We start from the raw sequence: 15688 nt of genomic DNA on the forward strand, positions 1-15688 counted from the left end.
CTAGAAAAGAGCGCTGCTTTATACCAGAAAGACTTGGCCGCAACAACATTAGATGCACATTGTCACGAGCCGGAACGCGCCGGGCCAGCATAGCGGCAGGCCCCGCCAGCCGTCGACCGCCCGTCGCCAATTTTGTAAAAAAGGGTGTGGTCATTTTCCGACGGGCACACTAGGGTAGGCCTTTTCCAGACTGCACTGGCAGATGGGCCACTGACAGCCAAGGAGCCACCATGCGTGCTGCCGCCCTTTCCTTATTGTTCAACTCCTTGTTCGCCGCAGGCGCCCTGTTCGCCGCCGGCGTTGCCCAGGCCGCCCCGCTGAGCGTCTGCAGCGAGGCCAGCCCCGAAGGCTTCGACGTGGTGCAGTACAACTCGCTGACCACAACCAACGCCACGGCCGATGTGCTGATGAACCGCCTGGTGGAGTTCGACGCGGCGCAAGGCAAGGTGGTGCCGAGCCTGGCGGCCAGCTGGACGGTATCGGCCGACGGCCTGATCTACGACTTCACCCTGCGCGATGACGTGAAATTCCACACCACCGCCTACTTCAAGCCAAGCCGCGCACTGAACGCCGACGATGTGCTGTTCAGCTTCCAGCGCATGCTCTACCCCGCCCATGCCTGGCACAAGACCGCGCCGGGCGGCTACCCGCATGCCCAGTCGCTGCAACTGGGCAGCCTGATCAAGGTGATCGAGGCGCCGGCACCAAACACCGTGCGCTTCACCCTCAGCCACCCGGACGCCACCTTCCTGGCCACCCTGAGCATGGGCTTCGCCTCGATCTACTCCGCCGAGTACGCCGACAAACTGCTCAAGGCCGGCACGCCGGAGAAGCTCAACAGCCAGCCGGTCGGCACCGGGCCGTTCATCTTCCAGCGCTTCCAGAAGGACGCCGTGGTGCGCTATCGCGCCAACCCCGACTACTTCGCCGGCAAGCCGGCGGTCGACCCGTTGATCTTCGCCATCACCACCGATGCCAACGTGCGCCTGCAGAAGCTCAAGCGCGGCGAGTGCCAGGTCGCGTTGTCGCCCAAGCCGCTGGACATTGCCGAAGCCGGCAAGGACGGCAACCTCCAGGTGGCCACCACCCCGGCGTTCATGACCGCCTTCGTCGCCATCAACAGCCAGCACCCACCGCTGGACAAGCCGGAAGTGCGCCAGGCCATCAACCTGGCCTTCGACAAACAGGCCTACCTCAAAGCCGTGTTCGAAGACTCCGCGGTGGCTGCCAACGGCCCCTACCCGCCCAACACCTGGAGCTACGCCAAAGACCTGCCCGGCTACCCGCTGGACCTGAAGAAAGCCAAGGCCCTGCTGACCAAGGCCGGCCTGGCCGAGGGCTTCAGCACCACGATCTGGACCCGCCCGTCGGGCAGCCTGCTCAACCCCAACCCCAGCCTCGGTGCGCAGATGCTGCAGGCCGACCTGGCCAAGATTGGCATCAAGGCCGAGATCCGCGTGATCGAGTGGGGCGAGCTGATCCGCCGCGCCAAGGCGGGCGAGCATGACCTGCTGTTCATGGGCTGGGCGGGTGACAACGGCGACCCGGACAACTTCCTCAGCCCGCAGTTTTCCTGCGCAGCGGTGCAGTCGGGGACCAACTTCGCACGCTTCTGCGACAGCCGCCTGGACCAGTTGATCAGCGCCGGGCGCACCACCAACGACCAGAGTGTGCGCAGCCGGCTTTACCAGCAGGCACAGACGCTGATCCAGCAGCAGGCGCTGTGGGTGCCGCTGGCACACCCCACGGCGGCGACCTTGCTGCGCCAAGGGGTCGAGGGGTACCAGGTGAGCCCGTTCGGGCGGTTGGATTTCAGCAAGGTGTCAGTGAGCAAGTAAGCCTGCACCGGCCTCTTCGCGGGCTTGCCCGCTCCCACAGGGACAGCACAACACTCAAGGTTGGCGCGATACCTGTGGGAGCGGGCGAGCCCGCGAAGAGGCCGGGACAGGCAGCACACGTGCCTAAGCCACAATCCACCCATGCTCGACCATCGACAGCGGCTCCCCGTCACCGATGATGATGTGATCCAGCACCCGCACATCGATCAACGCCAGCCCCCGCTTCAACGACAGGGTCAAGTGCACATCGTCCTGGCTGGGTTCACTGTTGCCCGAGGGGTGGTTGTGGCACAGGATCAAGGCCGCTGCGTTATGCAGCAATGCCCGCCGCACCACTTCCCGCGGGTAGACGCTGGCCCGATCTATCGTGCCTCGGAAGAGGATCTCAAACGCCAACGGCCTGTGCTTGGTATCGAGAAAGAGGCATCCGAACACCTCGCTGACTTCATGTCGCAGCATCGCTTTCAAATAGCGCCTCACCGTTGCCGGGCTGTCCATCGCGGATTCACGCTCAATCGAAGTCGCAAGGTGCCTGCGACCGATCTCCAGCAGCGCCTGCAGCTGGCTGTACCTCACCGGGCCCAACCCAAGCTCGCCGACGAAAGCCTCACGGTCGGCCTCCAGCAACTGGCGCAACCCCCCGAACTTCACGAGCAGACCTCGCGCCAGCTCCACGACATTGCGCCCACGCACACCTGAGCCGAGAAATACAGCCAGCAATTCCGCGTCCGTCAGGCTTCCGGCCCCACGCTGCAGCAACTTCTCCCTCGGCCGCTCTTCAGCCGGCCACTCCCTGATATTCATCCCGCCCCTCTGCCCTTGCTGCGGCCCATTTCGGCCCTGTGTTAATCTATTTCGCCTCGTACATGCGACGTTCTGCCGCAGGCATTTTCAAACGTCGCCGCCCGCTCTCACTGGAAAAAGGCAAGCCTATGCAGCGGCTGTATCGCAAGCGCATCGTTCTCGGCGTGGGTGGCGGCATTGCCGCCTACAAAAGCGCCGAACTGATTCGCCGACTCCTGGAGCACGGCGCGCAGGTGCGCGTCGTCATGACCCGTGGTGGTGCAGAGTTCATCACCCCGCTGACCCTGCAGGCGCTGTCGGGCCACCCGGTGCACATGGACCTGCTCGACCCTGCCGCCGAAGCGGCCATGGGCCACATCGAACTGGCCAAATGGGCCGACCTGGTGCTGATCGCCCCGGCCACCGCCGACCTCATGGCGCGCATGGCCCAAGGCATGGCCGACGACCTGCTGACCACCCTGGTGCTGGCTACCGATGCCACCGTTGCCGTGGCCCCGGCCATGAACCAGGCCATGTGGCGCGACCCGGCCACCCAAGCCAACCTCGAACTGCTCAAGAGCCGGGGCATCCAGGTGTTCGGCCCAGCGTCCGGCAGCCAGGCCTGTGGCGACGTTGGTCTGGGCCGCATGCTCGAAGCCACCGACCTGGCCTGGTGTGCCGCGGAAAGCTTCAAGCGCCAGGCACTGACCGGCAAGCACGTGCTGATCACCGCCGGCCCGACCCAGGAAAACATCGACCCGGTGCGCTACATCACCAATCATAGCTCCGGCAAGATGGGCTTCGCCCTGGCCGAAGCGGCCGCCGAAGCCGGGGCTCGGGTGACCCTCGTCACTGGCCCGGTGCACCTGCCAACCCCCGACCGGGTCAGCCGTATCGACGTGGTCAGCGCGCGGGACATGCTCGCGGCCTGTGAAGCGGCCATGCCGTGCGACCTGTTCATCGCCTCTGCGGCGGTTGCGGACTACCGCCCGGAAGTCGTTGCCACGCAAAAATTGAAGAAAGATCCTACGACCGGTGACGGCATGCTGCTGCAGATGGTGCGCAATCCCGATATCCTTGCCACCATCGCTGGCCGCGCCGACCGCCCGTTCAGCGTCGGTTTCGCCGCCGAGACCGAACACTTGCTCGATTACGCCACGCGCAAGCTCAAGGACAAGAACCTCGACCTGATCGTCGCCAATGATGTGGCCAACCCCAGCATCGGCTTCAACAGCGAGGAAAACGCCTTGACCGTGATCGACCGCCAGCAGCACCAGACCCTCTTCGCGCAGACCAGCAAGGGCAAGATTGCCCGGCAACTGGTCGCCTTCATCGCCGAACGGCTCAATCAGGTTCAATAAGTTACATGCACGCTCTTCAAGCCAAGATCCTCGACCCACGCCTGGGCACCGAATTCCCCCTGCCGCAGTACGCCACCCCCGGCTCCGCCGGCCTGGACCTGCGCGCCCTGCTCAAGGAAGACACCGTCCTCGAACCAGGCCAGACCCTGCTGATCCCCACCGGCCTGTCGATCTACATCGGCGACCCGGGCCTGGCGGCGGTGATCCTGCCGCGCTCGGGCCTGGGCCATAAGCACGGCATCGTGCTGGGCAACCTGGTCGGGCTGATCGACTCGGACTACCAGGGCGAGTTGATGGTGTCGTGCTGGAACCGCGGCAACACCCCGTTCACCATCGCCGTTGGCGAGCGCATTGCCCAGCTGGTGCTGGTACCGGTGGTACAGGCCCATTTCGATATCGTCGAAGCGTTCGATGAAAGCCAGCGCGGTGCTGGCGGCTTTGGTCATTCCGGCAGCCACTGAGCCGAGAAATGACCGTTCAGGCCAAGGATGGCGAACTCTCTGGCGAAACCACCGTCCAAGCGTTCAGTTTGCGCCTGCCCAGAAAGCCTTTGACTAATGGAGCTTCCAGAGATGAACGACATGGCCCACCTGGTACCCGCCGCACTGCCAGACAGCATTTTCCGCGCGTATGACATTCGCGGCGTGGTCGGCAAGACCCTTCACGCCGAAACCGCCTACTGGATCGGCCGCGCCATCGGCGCGCAGAGCCTGGCCCAGGGCGAACCGCAGGTTTCGGTCGGCCGCGATGGCCGCCTGTCCGGCCCGATGCTGGTCGAACAGCTGATCAAGGGCCTGGTCGATGCCGGCTGCCAAGTCAGCGACGTCGGCCTGGTACCCACCCCGGCGCTGTACTACGCAGCCAACGTGCTGGCCGGCAAGTCCGGTGTGATGCTGACCGGCAGCCACAACCCGTCGGACTACAACGGCTTCAAGATCGTCATCGCTGGCGATACCCTGGCCAACGAACAGATCCAGGCCCTGCTGACGCGCCTGAAAACCAACGACCTGACCCGCGCCGAAGGCCGCGTGGAAAAGGTCGAGATCCTTGACCGCTACTTCCAGCAGATCGTTGAAGACGTGAAGCTGGCCAGGAAGCTCAAGGTGGTCGTGGACTGCGGCAACGGTGCCGCCGGCGTGGTCGCGCCGCAACTGATCGAAGCCCTGGGCTGCGAAGTGATCCCGCTGTTCTGCGAAGTCGACGGCAACTTCCCCAACCACCATCCGGACCCGGGCAAGCCGGAAAACCTCGAAGACCTGATCGCCAAGGTCAAGGAAACCGGCGCCGATATCGGCCTGGCCTTTGACGGTGACGGCGACCGCGTCGGCGTGGTGACCAACACCGGCAGCATCGTCTACCCAGACCGCCTGCTGATGCTGTTTGCCCAGGACGTGCTGTCGCGCAACCCGGGCGCCGAGATCATCTTCGACGTCAAATGCACCCGTCGCCTGACCCCGCTGATCGAGCAGCACGGCGGCCGCGCTCTGATGTGGAAGACCGGTCACTCGCTGATCAAGAAGAAGATGAAGCAGACCGGCTCGCTGCTGGCCGGCGAGATGAGCGGTCACATCTTCATCAAGGAACGCTGGTACGGTTTCGACGACGGCATCTATAGCGCCGTGCGCCTGCTGGAGATCCTCAGCAAGGCCGGGCAGAGCGCCGAAAACCTGTTCGCCGCGTTCCCGAACGATATTTCCACGCCGGAAATCAATATTGATGTGACCGACGAGGGTAAATTCAGCATCATTGATGCACTGCAACGCGACGCCGACTGGGGCGAAGCCAACCTGACCACCATCGACGGTGTGCGGGTGGACTACCCCCACGGCTGGGGCCTGGTTCGCGCCTCCAACACCACCCCGGTGCTGGTGCTGCGCTTCGAGGCCGACAGCGACGCCGAATTGCAACGTATCAAGGATGTTTTCCGTACCCAGTTGCTGCGGGTTGAGCCTGAGCTGCAACTGCCGTTCTGACCGACTATCTGTTCCTTACAGGAGCCCTGCATGACCCTCGATCGCGATGCCGCTTCCCATGTAGCCGAGGTTTTGTCCGAAGCACTGCCTTACATCCGCCGCTTTGTCGGCAAGACCCTGGTGATCAAGTACGGCGGCAACGCGATGGAGAGCGAGGAGCTCAAGACCGGCTTCGCCCGTGACATCGTGCTGATGAAGGCTGTGGGCATCAACCCGGTGGTGGTCCACGGTGGTGGCCCGCAGATCGGCGACCTGCTCAAGCGCCTGTCGATCGAAAGCCACTTCATCGACGGCATGCGCGTCACCGACTCGGCGACCATGGACGTGGTGGAGATGGTGCTGGGTGGCCAGGTCAACAAGGACATCGTCAACCTGATCAACCGCCACGGCGGCAGCGCAATCGGCCTGACCGGCAAGGACGCGGAGCTGATCCGCGCCCGCAAGCTGACCGTCAGCCGCCAGACGCCCGAGATGACCACCCCGGAAATCATCGACATCGGCCACGTTGGCGAAGTGGTAAGCGTGAACACCGACCTGCTGAACATGCTGGTGAAGGGCGACTTCATCCCGGTGATCGCGCCGATCGGCGTGGGTGCCAACGGTGAGTCGTACAACATCAACGCCGACCTGGTGGCTGGCAAGGTAGCCGAAGCGCTGAAGGCCGAGAAGCTGATGCTGCTGACCAACATCGCCGGCCTGATGGACAAGCAGGGTGAAGTACTGACCGGCCTGACCACCGAGCAGGTCAACGAACTGATCGCCGACGGCACCATCTACGGCGGCATGCTGCCTAAGATCAAGTGCGCGCTGGATGCGGTGCAGGGCGGTGTCAACAGCTCGCACATCATCGATGGCCGCGTGCCGAATGCGGTGCTGCTGGAGATCTTCACCGACAGCGGCGTGGGTACCCTGATTACCAACCGCAAGCAGCGCTGATCGTTAACCTGTCCCGGCCTCTTCGCGGGTAAACCCGCTCCCACAGGTACAGCACCGCCTTTGAGGGCTGTGGAGATCCTGTGGGAGCGGGTTTACCCGCGAAGAGGCCGGAACAGGCGACACAAAAAAAGGCGACCTTCACAAGAAGGTCGCCTTTTTCATTTCCGGGCCCCGGATCAGATACCGTACTGCGCCCGGTAAGCCTCGACAGCCGGCAGATGCTGCTTCAGCTGTGGATCATCGGCCAGGAACTCCAGCACCTGGGTCAGCGAAACGATACTGACCACAGGGATACCGAAGTCACGCTCCACTTCCTGGATCGCCGACAGCTCGCCATTGCCGCGCTCTTCGCGGTTCAGCGCGATCAGCACGCCAGCGGCCTTGGCCTGCTGGGCATTGATGATCTGCATGACCTCACGAATGGCGGTACCGGCGGTGATCACGTCGTCGATGATCAGCACGTCACCGGCCAGCGGTGCACCGACCAGGCTGCCACCTTCACCGTGGTCCTTGGCTTCCTTGCGGTTGAAGCACCATGGCACGTCGAGCTGATGCTGATCGGCAAGGGCCACGGCGGTAGTCGCTGCCAGCGGGATACCTTTGTAGGCCGGGCCGAACAGCACATCGAACGGGATCTTGCTGTCGACGATGGCTGCGGCATAGCAACGGCCCAGTTCGGCCAGGGCGGAACCGGTGTTGAACAGGCCGGCATTGAAGAAATACGGGCTGGTACGCCCCGATTTCAGGGTGAATTCACCGAAACGCAGTACCCCGCGATCGATGGCAAAACGGATGAAGTCGCGCTGATACGGCTGCATGGATAGTCCCGGACACCACGGATTTAGCTAAATGGGTTGAGCTCGGGTATCATACACGCACGAGATTTTTGGGGCCATTTATGCGGATCATCAGTGTGAACGTAAATGGCATTCAGGCTGCGGCCGAGCGTGGTTTGCTCAGCTGGCTGCAAGCCCAGAATGCCGACGTCATCTGCCTTCAGGATACCCGCGCCTCGGCCTTTGAACTCGATGACCCAGCTTTCCAGCTCGATGGCTATTTCCTTTATGCCTGCGACGCGGAGGTGCCTGCCCAAGGTGGTGTGGCCCTGTATTCGCGCATGCAGCCCAAGGCAGTCATCACCGGCCTGGGCTTCGAGACAGCCGACCGCTACGGGCGTTACCTGCAAGCAGATTTCGACAAAGTCAGTATTGCCAGCCTGCTGCTGCCTTCGGGTATGAACGGCGACGAAGACTTGAACCAGAAGTTCAAGTTGATGGACGACTTCGCCAAGTACCTGGACAAACAGCGTCGCAAGCGTCGCGAATACATCTACTGCGGCTCGTTCTACGTGGCGCAGCAGAAGCTCGACATCAAGAACTGGCGTGACAGCCAGCAGTCGCCGGGCTTCCTGGCGCCGGAGCGTGCCTGGATGGACGCGATCACTGGCGAGATGGGTTACGTCGATGCCCTGCGCGAAGTCAGCCGTGAGGGCGACCAGTACAGCTGGTGGCCGGACAACGAGCAGGCCGAGATGCTCAACCTGGGCTACCGGTTCGACTACCAGATCCTCACCCCGGGCCTGCGCCGCTTCGTGCGCAATGCCCGCCTGCCGCGTCAGCCGCGCTTCTCCCAGCATGCGCCGCTGATCGTCGACTATGACTGGACGTTGACCATCTGAAGGCATGGGGCCGCTTTGCGGCCCTATCGCGACACAAGGCCGCTCCTACAGGGGAATGCATATCCCTTGTAGGAGCGGCCTTGTGTCGCGATAGGGCTGCAAAGCAGCCCCAGCATTATTTGATCGGCCGCCAGATCATCGGGTAGCGATACGGCTTGCCCTCATTCGCCCGCACAGCCGCAATGATGATCAGGATCATCACCGCGACCATCAGCATGGCGAACAGCACCAGCCCGATGAACACGAACATCAGCAGGAAGCAGATGAACCCGGCAATGGTCACGCTGATCTGAAAATTCAGCGCCTCTTTGCCCTGGGCGTCGATGAAAGGGTCTTGCTCGCGCTTGAGGTGCCACAGCACCAGCGGGCCCAGCAAGTGCCCGAGCGGCACCACCAGGCCCAGCAGCGCGGAGAGGTGGCAGAACATCGCCCACTGCCGGATTTCGGCATTGGGCGGGGTGATCGACAGGTTCGATTCGCTCATGCCCCGCACCTCCCTGGCTGGGTTCAGTCGGCCAGTGCCGCCTGCTGCAGTTCGAAGATCTCGCTCATGCCCTTCTGTGCCAGGGCGAGCATGGCGTTGAAGTCTTCAGGCTGGAACGGCGCACCTTCGGCAGTACCCTGCACTTCGATGAAACCACCGGCGCTGGTCATGACCACGTTCAGGTCGGTTTCGGCGGCGGAGTCTTCCAGGTAGTCCAGGTCGAGCACCGCTTCGCCCTGGTACATGCCCACCGACACTGCGGCGATCATGTGCTTGAGCGGGTTGCCGGCCTTCAGGCCACCGCGCTTCTTGATCACCGCCAGGGCGTCGCACAGGGCGACCATGGCACCGGTGATGGACGCGGTACGGGTGCCACCATCGGCCTGGATCACGTCGCAGTCGACGTACAGGGTGATGTCACCGAGCTTGCTCATGTCCAGCGCGGCGCGCAGCGAACGGCCGATCAGGCGCTGGATTTCCAGGGTGCGGCCACCCTGCTTGCCACGGCTGGCTTCGCGCTGGTTACGCTCGCCGGTGGAACGCGGCAGCATGCCGTATTCGGCGGTCAGCCAGCCTTGGCCCTGGCCTTTGAGGAAGCGCGGCACACCGTTTTCCACGCTGACCGTGCAGATGACCTTGGTGTCACCGAACTCGACCAGTACCGACCCTTCGGCGTGCTTGGTGTAGTTGCGGGTGATGCGGATCGAGCGGAGCTGATCGGCGGCGCGACCACTTGGACGTTTCATCTGGGATACCTGTACTGGGACTTTGAATCTGCCGAGCATTATAGAGCCCACGGCCCGGGGAAGACATGCCTATTGTCGCGCCCGACACAGCCCGTCGCCTTTTCCTGCCGGCCAGGCCACCCGTCGGTAACATGGGTGGATTGGGCGCCAAGGCCCCACTGCGCTACAATCCTGCGCCTTGCAGCCGAGAGGCTCCCACCGTTCATTCATATACGCGAGGTACTCCCCATGGTGCACAGCATGACCGCTTTTGCTCGTGTCGAGCGCGCCGGCAGCCAAGGCACCCTGGTCTGGGAGCTGCGTTCGGTCAACCACCGTTACCTGGAGCCGCACCTGCGCCTGCCCGAGGCCCTGCGCGACCTCGAAGGCGCCGTGCGTGAAGGCCTGCGCCAGGGCCTGTCGCGGGGCAAGGTGGAATGCACCTTGCGCCTCAACGAAGACAGCAACGGCAAACCGCTGAAGGTGGACCGCGAGCGCGCCGCGCAGCTGGTTGCCGCCGCCGAGGAAGTGGCCGGCCTGATCAAGCAGCCGGCACCACTGAACCCGCTGGAGGTGCTGTCGTGGCCAGGCGTGCTGGTGGCCGACGCCAGCGACCCGCAGGCACTGAATACCGAAGCCATGGCGCTGTTCGATGAAGCGCTGGCCGAGCTCAAGGCCGGGCGCCAGCGTGAAGGCCAGGAACTGGCCCGGCTGATCAACGAACGCCTGGACAACATGGCCAGCGAAGTCACCACCCTGCGCGCCCTGGTGCCGCAGATGCTGGCAGCTCAGCGGCAGAAGATCCTCGACCGCTTCGGCGACATGCAGGCCGAACTCGACCCGCAGCGCCTGGAGCAGGAGATGGTGCTGCTGGCCCAGAAGAGCGACGTGGCCGAGGAACTCGACCGCCTCAGCACCCACGTCACCGAAGTACGCCGGGTGCTCAAGGGTGGCGGTGCCGCCGGCCGGCGCCTGGACTTCCTGATGCAGGAACTCAACCGCGAGGCCAACACCCTCGGCTCCAAGGCCTTCGACCCACGCAGCACGCAAGCGGCGGTCAACCTGAAGGTATTGATCGAACAGATGCGTGAACAAGTACAGAACATCGAGTAAGGCCACCCCGACCATGAACCACAGCAGCGGCACCCTCTACATCGTTTCGGCCCCTTCGGGCGCCGGCAAGACCAGCCTGGTCACCGCCCTGATCAAGGCCGACAAGCGCGTAAGCGTCTCGGTCTCGCACACCACCCGCGCCATGCGCCCGGGCGAGCAGCACGGCGTGAACTACCACTTCGTCAGCCATGACGACTTCAAGGGGCTGATCGCCAAGGGTGACTTCCTCGAGCACGCCGAAGTGTTCGGCAATTTCTACGGGACTTCGCGCAGCGCGCTGCAAGAGGTACTCGACCAGGGCAATGACCTGATCCTGGAAATCGACTGGCAAGGCGCCCAGCAGGTACGCAAGCTGATGCCCGAGGCTTTGTCGGTGTTCATCCTGCCGCCAAGCCAGCAGGCCCTGCGCGAGCGCCTGGATGGCCGCGGGCAGGACAGCGAAGAGATCATCGCCGGGCGCATGAAGGAAGCGGTCAGCGAGATGGTGCATTACGACGAGTATGACTACGTGATCATCAACGATGACTTCGACGTGGCGCTGGAAGACTTGAAGGCAGTGTTCCGCTCGAACCGTCTGGTGCTGAAGAAGCAGCAACAGCGCAACAGCGGGCTGCTGAAAGAACTGCTCTCCTGATAGACCCCATGGGGCTGCTTTGCAGCCCTTCGCGGCGGTTCGGCGCCCCGACACGCCCGCTCCCACAGATACAACACAAGCCTGAAGGCAGTGAGTAACGTGTGGGAGCGGGCGTGTCGGGGCGCCGAACCGCCGCGAAGGGCCGCAAAGCGGCCCCAATCATTTATTCCTGCAGTGGCAAGGTAGCCTGCTGACGCAGGGTAGCCCCCAGGAAGTACGCCGGCGCGCGCAGGCGCGACAGCATCATCAGCACGATCCCCAGCACCGAGATGATCGCGGCGATCACGAACACCAGCCCCAGCCCGCCCACATGCGAGCCGCTGCCGAAGTCCGGCGAGGCGCTGTCGATGGCGGTACGCACGAAGATCACCGACAAGATCACCCCACCCACCAGCGGGCACAAGCCGCGCATCAGGAAGTGGCGCAGGCTGTCGAACAGGCTGTGGCGGAAGTACCAGACACAGGCGAAGGCCGTCAGCGAATAGTAGAAGCAGATCATCATGCCCAGTGCAGTGATGGTATCTGCCAACACGTTCTCGCTCAGGGTGCGCATGGTCACGTAGAACAGGCCCGCAGCCACACCAGCGCAGATGGTGGCGTAACGCGGGGTCTGCGAACGAGGGCAGACGCTGGCGAACTTCTGCGGCACCGCACCGTAGTAACCCATGGCCAACAGGGTGCGCGCCGGTGACACGAAGGTCGACTGCAGCGACGCCGCGGTGCTGGCCAGCACGGCGATGGACATCAGGATCGCCAGCGGCCCCATGACCGGACCGGCCAGGTGGGCGAAGACGTTTTCCTGGATGCGCGGGTTGTTGAGGCCCAGGCCTTGTTCGCTGATACCGGCAAACTGCAGGGTGGCAATCGCGGTGAACAGGTACAGGCCGAGGATCAGCAGCACGGTCCAGGTGGCCGCCTTGCCCGGCACCTCGTCACTGCCGACCGATTCCTCGCTGACAGTCAGGCACACGTCCCAGCCCCAGAAGATGAAGATCGACAGCGACAGCCCGGCGGCAAAGGCCGAGAACGATTCGACGCCGAACGGGTTGAACCAGGCGAAATCGAATTCCAGCGGTGGCGGCGCGGTGGTTTCGCCGAAAGCGGCAAAGGCAAAGCCGATCAGCACCAGCAACTGCAGGGCCACCAGGCCGTATTGCACGGTCATGGTGGTGGTCATGCCGCGGCAGCAGATCCACACCGCCAGGGCGATGAACACGCAACAGGTGGTTATGTTGATGAGCAGGTTGTCGGCCAAGGCCGCCAGTTCATGCTTGCCGGTGATCTGGCCAAGGAACAGGTAGAAGAAGTCGACCGCCACCCCTGCCAGGTTCGACAACACGATGGTGGTGGCGACCACCAGGCCCCAGCCGCCGATCCAGCCGATCATCGGGCCGAAGGCACGCGCCGACCAGGTAAACGAAGTACCGCTGTCCGGCTCCGCCGAGTTCAGTTCGCGGTAGCCCAAGGCCACCAGCAGCATCGGCAGGAAGCCGACGATGAACACCGCCGGCAGGTGCGCGCCCACTTCACGCACGGTCGGGCCAAGGGCGCCGGTAAGGGTGTAGACCGGGGCGATGGTGGAAATGCCCAGCACCACGCTGGCCAGCAAGCCCAGCCGGCCGGTGGCCAGGCCCTTGCTGCGCTGGGTGTTGCCCGCGTCGGCCGCCACGTCGGGTGGGCGGCCGGCTTCTGTGTAATTGCTCATGAGTATTTGCCGTAAATTTTGGAATTGTTTTCACAGGCCTTGCGTACAAGGCCCGCTTTCACTCATTGAAAGCTTGCTGCCGGGAACAAGTCATCCGAGACCTTCGGGTGACGTCAGAATGCCTCCTGCCGTGCGCCCTCCCGTGTAGCGTAAGCAATGCAGGCCTCACGAAACGCCTGGAACAGGCGCCGCGAGACCGGGTTTTCGGTAAATCGCCACTCCGGATGCCACTGCACGCCGAGCACAAAACCCGGCGCCGCAGGCATGGACACTGCTTCGATCAGGCCATCCGGGGCCCGTGCCTCGACGCGCAGGCCCGGGGCCAGGCGGTCGATGCCCTGGCTGTGCAGCGAGTTGACCTCGAACTGCGCCGCCAGGCCCAGGCGCTCGAACAACCCGCCAGGCTCGATGCCGACAAGGTGACGAGGGCCGTATTGCACCTCCAGGGGTGCGTCCTCAGGTTCACGGTGGTCAAGGTAGCCGGGCAGTTCCTGCACGCGCTGGTGCAGGCTGCCGCCCAGGGCCACGTTCAATTCCTGGTAGCCACGGCAGATACAGAACACCGGCACACCGGCGGCAATGGCCGCCTGCAACAACGGCAGGGTCAGGCGATCGCGTGCCAGATCGTGTCGGGTACCCGTCGCGCTGGGGGCGCCATTGTAATGATGCGGTTCGATATTTGAAGGTGAGCCGGTAAAAACAATGCCGTGCAGACGGGCCAGCAGCGCCTGCGTGTCGCTGCCCCCGTCACGGGCCGGCAAGATCAATGGCAAGCCGGCAAAGCCGGCCGCCTCGACATACTTGTCGCCTACCGTATGCGACGAGTTCTTCCCCACCTGCTGGCGGCAGGCGCTGACACCGATCAAGGGGACCGCATTTGCGCTCATGGGCTTACACCGTGTGCAGGTACCAGTTGTACTCGAGGTCGGAAATCGACACTTCGAACTCGGCCAGTTCGCTTTCCTTGCAGGCCACGAAGATATCGATGTAGTCCGGGCTGATGTATTGGTTGAGGACTTCGCTGTCGTCCAGCGCGCGCAGGGCATCGCGCAGGTTGTTCGGCAGGCTCTGCTCCAGCTGTTCGTAGGAGTTGCCTTCGATCGGTGCCTGCGGCTCGACCTGGTTGGTCAGGCCGTGGTGAACACCGGCGAGGATCGCCGCGAGCATCAGGTAGGGGTTGGCGTCGGCACCGGCCACGCGGTGCTCGAGGCGCACGTTGTCGCTGCTGTCGGTGGGCACGCGCACCGCCACGGTACGGTTGTCCAGGCCCCAGCTTGGCGCATTGGGCACGTAGAACTGCGCGCCGAAGCGGCGGTAGGAGTTGATGTTCGGGCAGAGGAAGGCCATCGACGCCGGCATGGTCTCCAGCACACCACCGATGGCATGGCGCAGCGCGTCGCTTTGCAGCGGGTCGTCGCTGGCGAAGATGTTCTTGCCGGTTTTCTTGTCCAACAACGAAATGTGCACGTGCAGGCCATTGCCTGCCTGGCCCGGGTAGGGCTTGGCCATGAAGGTGGTGTCCATTTCATGGTCGTAGGCAACGTTCTTGATCAGGCGCTTGAGCAAGATCGCGTAGTCGCAGGCCTTCAGCGGGTCGGCAACATGATGCAGGTTGACCTCGAACTGTGCCGGGGCGCTTTCCTTGACGATGGCGTCGGCGGGCAGGCCCTGCTCCTTGGCCGCTTCGAGCATGTCCTGCAGGCAGTCGGCATATTCATCGAGGTCGTCGATCAGGTACACCTGGGTCGACTGCGGGCGCTTGCCGGAAATCGGCGAGCGCGGCGGCTGCGGGCGACCGTTGAGGTTGTCCTGGTCGATCAGGTAGAACTCCAGCTCGAACGCGGCGCAGATATCCAGGCCCAGGTCATCGAACTTGCTCACCACTTGGCGCAGTACTTCGCGCGGGTCGGCGAAGAACGGCTGGCCATCCAGTTCGTGCATGGTCATCAGCAGCTGGGCGGTGGGGCGCTTCTGCCACGGCTCGTCCGACAGTGTGCCGGGGATCGGGAAGCAGATGCGGTCGGCATCGCCGATGTCCAGGCCAAGGCCGGTGCTCTCGACGGTGGACCCGTTGATGTCCAGGGCGAACAGCGATGCCGGCAGGTTGATGCCCTTCTCGTAGACCTTGTGCAGGCTGGCCCGCTCGATGCGCTTGCCACGTACCACGCCGTTCATGTCGGAGATCAGCAGGTCGACGTACTGCGTGTCCGGATGGGCCTGGAGGAAGTCATTCATCTCGCTGGAAGAACTGGCGCACGGGGTTACCGACGTCATGGCTGTACATCCTTTGATTTGCTGCGGCGATGTGGGGGATACGGCTGGCGCCTCACGGGCGACGATGGTTGCAGCTGTTGTTCTTTTCACTTTCCCATCGTGGGGATTGGTTACCCGACCGGGCGCATTGATTCCCGGGGGCCGTTTCACTATAAAATGGCCAAAACGCAACAGACATTGGCAA

At 63.5% G+C, this 15688-nt stretch carries 15 protein-coding genes; 8 read left to right on the plus strand and 7 right to left on the minus strand.

Going from position 1 to position 15688, the window contains the following annotated elements:
• Positions 1-230: 230 nt before the first annotated feature.
• On the plus strand, positions 231-1838 hold the full coding sequence (locus ABX298_RS09980) for an ABC transporter substrate-binding protein (protein ID WP_286100768.1): 1608 nt from the start codon (positions 231-233) through the stop codon (positions 1836-1838).
• 123 nt (positions 1839-1961) lie between these two features.
• Here ABX298_RS09980 and radC read toward each other — a convergent pair whose 3' ends face one another.
• On the minus strand, positions 1962-2642 hold the full coding sequence (radC, locus tag ABX298_RS09985; RefSeq protein ID WP_039612333.1) for a DNA repair protein RadC: 681 nt from the start codon (positions 2640-2642) through the stop codon (positions 1962-1964).
• 128 nt (positions 2643-2770) lie between these two features.
• On the opposite strand from radC, the gene coaBC reads away from it, so the two are divergent.
• From coaBC to argB, 4 genes are all read left to right on the plus strand, one after another.
• Complete coding sequence (gene coaBC, locus ABX298_RS09990) at positions 2771-3982, plus strand: bifunctional phosphopantothenoylcysteine decarboxylase/phosphopantothenate--cysteine ligase CoaBC (RefSeq protein ID WP_003253409.1); 1212 nt, start codon at positions 2771-2773, stop codon at positions 3980-3982.
• A gap of 5 nt (positions 3983-3987) precedes the next feature.
• Complete coding sequence (gene dut, locus ABX298_RS09995) at positions 3988-4443, plus strand: dUTP diphosphatase (RefSeq protein ID WP_015272329.1); 456 nt, start codon at positions 3988-3990, stop codon at positions 4441-4443.
• A 111-nt stretch (positions 4444-4554) separates the two neighbouring features.
• Entirely contained in the window at positions 4555-5955 is a 1401-nt protein-coding gene (locus ABX298_RS10000) for a phosphomannomutase/phosphoglucomutase (RefSeq protein ID WP_084785306.1), read from the plus strand.
• A gap of 30 nt (positions 5956-5985) precedes the next feature.
• Entirely contained in the window at positions 5986-6891 is a 906-nt protein-coding gene (argB, locus tag ABX298_RS10005) for an acetylglutamate kinase (RefSeq protein ID WP_003258198.1), read from the plus strand.
• A gap of 176 nt (positions 6892-7067) precedes the next feature.
• On the opposite strand, the gene pyrE is transcribed toward argB, so the two are convergent.
• On the minus strand, positions 7068-7709 hold the full coding sequence (gene pyrE / locus ABX298_RS10010) for an orotate phosphoribosyltransferase (RefSeq protein WP_003253405.1): 642 nt from the start codon (positions 7707-7709) through the stop codon (positions 7068-7070).
• A gap of 80 nt (positions 7710-7789) precedes the next feature.
• On the opposite strand from pyrE, the gene ABX298_RS10015 reads away from it, so the two are divergent.
• Positions 7790-8569, plus strand: a complete 780-nt coding sequence (locus ABX298_RS10015) for an exodeoxyribonuclease III (protein ID WP_003253401.1) — start codon at positions 7790-7792, stop codon at positions 8567-8569.
• Positions 8570-8684: 115 nt separating this feature from the next.
• Here the strand turns inward: ABX298_RS10015 and ABX298_RS10020 are convergent, their stop codons facing one another.
• Together ABX298_RS10020 and rph are read right to left on the minus strand one after the other, a co-directional pair.
• Complete coding sequence (locus tag ABX298_RS10020) at positions 8685-9053, minus strand: DUF4870 domain-containing protein (protein ID WP_003258195.1); 369 nt, start codon at positions 9051-9053, stop codon at positions 8685-8687.
• Between the two features lie 23 nt (positions 9054-9076).
• Positions 9077-9799 (minus strand): ribonuclease PH, encoded by a 723-nt coding sequence (gene rph / locus ABX298_RS10025; protein ID WP_013974792.1) that lies wholly within the window; start codon positions 9797-9799, stop codon positions 9077-9079.
• Between the two features lie 228 nt (positions 9800-10027).
• Here rph and ABX298_RS10030 point away from each other — a divergent pair, with 228 nt between their 5' ends.
• Together ABX298_RS10030 and gmk are read left to right on the plus strand one after the other, a co-directional pair.
• Entirely contained in the window at positions 10028-10891 is an 864-nt protein-coding gene (locus ABX298_RS10030; protein ID WP_025341114.1) for a YicC/YloC family endoribonuclease, read from the plus strand.
• A 13-nt stretch (positions 10892-10904) separates the two neighbouring features.
• A complete protein-coding gene (gene gmk / locus ABX298_RS10035) occupies positions 10905-11525 on the plus strand; it encodes a guanylate kinase (RefSeq protein ID WP_085588808.1) in 621 nt (206 codons plus the stop codon).
• A 163-nt stretch (positions 11526-11688) separates the two neighbouring features.
• Here gmk and ABX298_RS10040 read toward each other — a convergent pair whose 3' ends face one another.
• The 3 genes from ABX298_RS10040 to ABX298_RS10050 all read right to left on the minus strand — a co-directional run bounded on the left by ABX298_RS10040 (position 11689) and on the right by ABX298_RS10050 (position 15504).
• Positions 11689-13230 carry an APC family permease gene (locus tag ABX298_RS10040; protein WP_013974795.1) on the minus strand — a complete coding sequence of 514 codons (1542 nt, stop codon included), beginning with the start codon at positions 13228-13230 and terminating at the stop codon, positions 11689-11691.
• Between the two features lie 113 nt (positions 13231-13343).
• Positions 13344-14117 carry a gamma-glutamyl-gamma-aminobutyrate hydrolase family protein gene (locus ABX298_RS10045; protein WP_085615963.1) on the minus strand — a complete coding sequence of 258 codons (774 nt, stop codon included), beginning with the start codon at positions 14115-14117 and terminating at the stop codon, positions 13344-13346.
• 4 nt (positions 14118-14121) lie between these two features.
• The gene (locus ABX298_RS10050; RefSeq protein WP_015272334.1) at positions 14122-15504 is read right to left on the minus strand and encodes a glutamine synthetase family protein; all 1383 of its coding nucleotides are present in this window, start codon (positions 15502-15504) and stop codon (positions 14122-14124) included.
• Between the last annotated feature and the right edge of the window lie 184 nt (positions 15505-15688).

Origin of the sequence: Pseudomonas sp. X4 (assembly GCF_040784925.1) — a bacterium.
GTDB lineage: Bacteria > Pseudomonadota > Gammaproteobacteria > Pseudomonadales > Pseudomonadaceae > Aquipseudomonas > Aquipseudomonas putida_Z.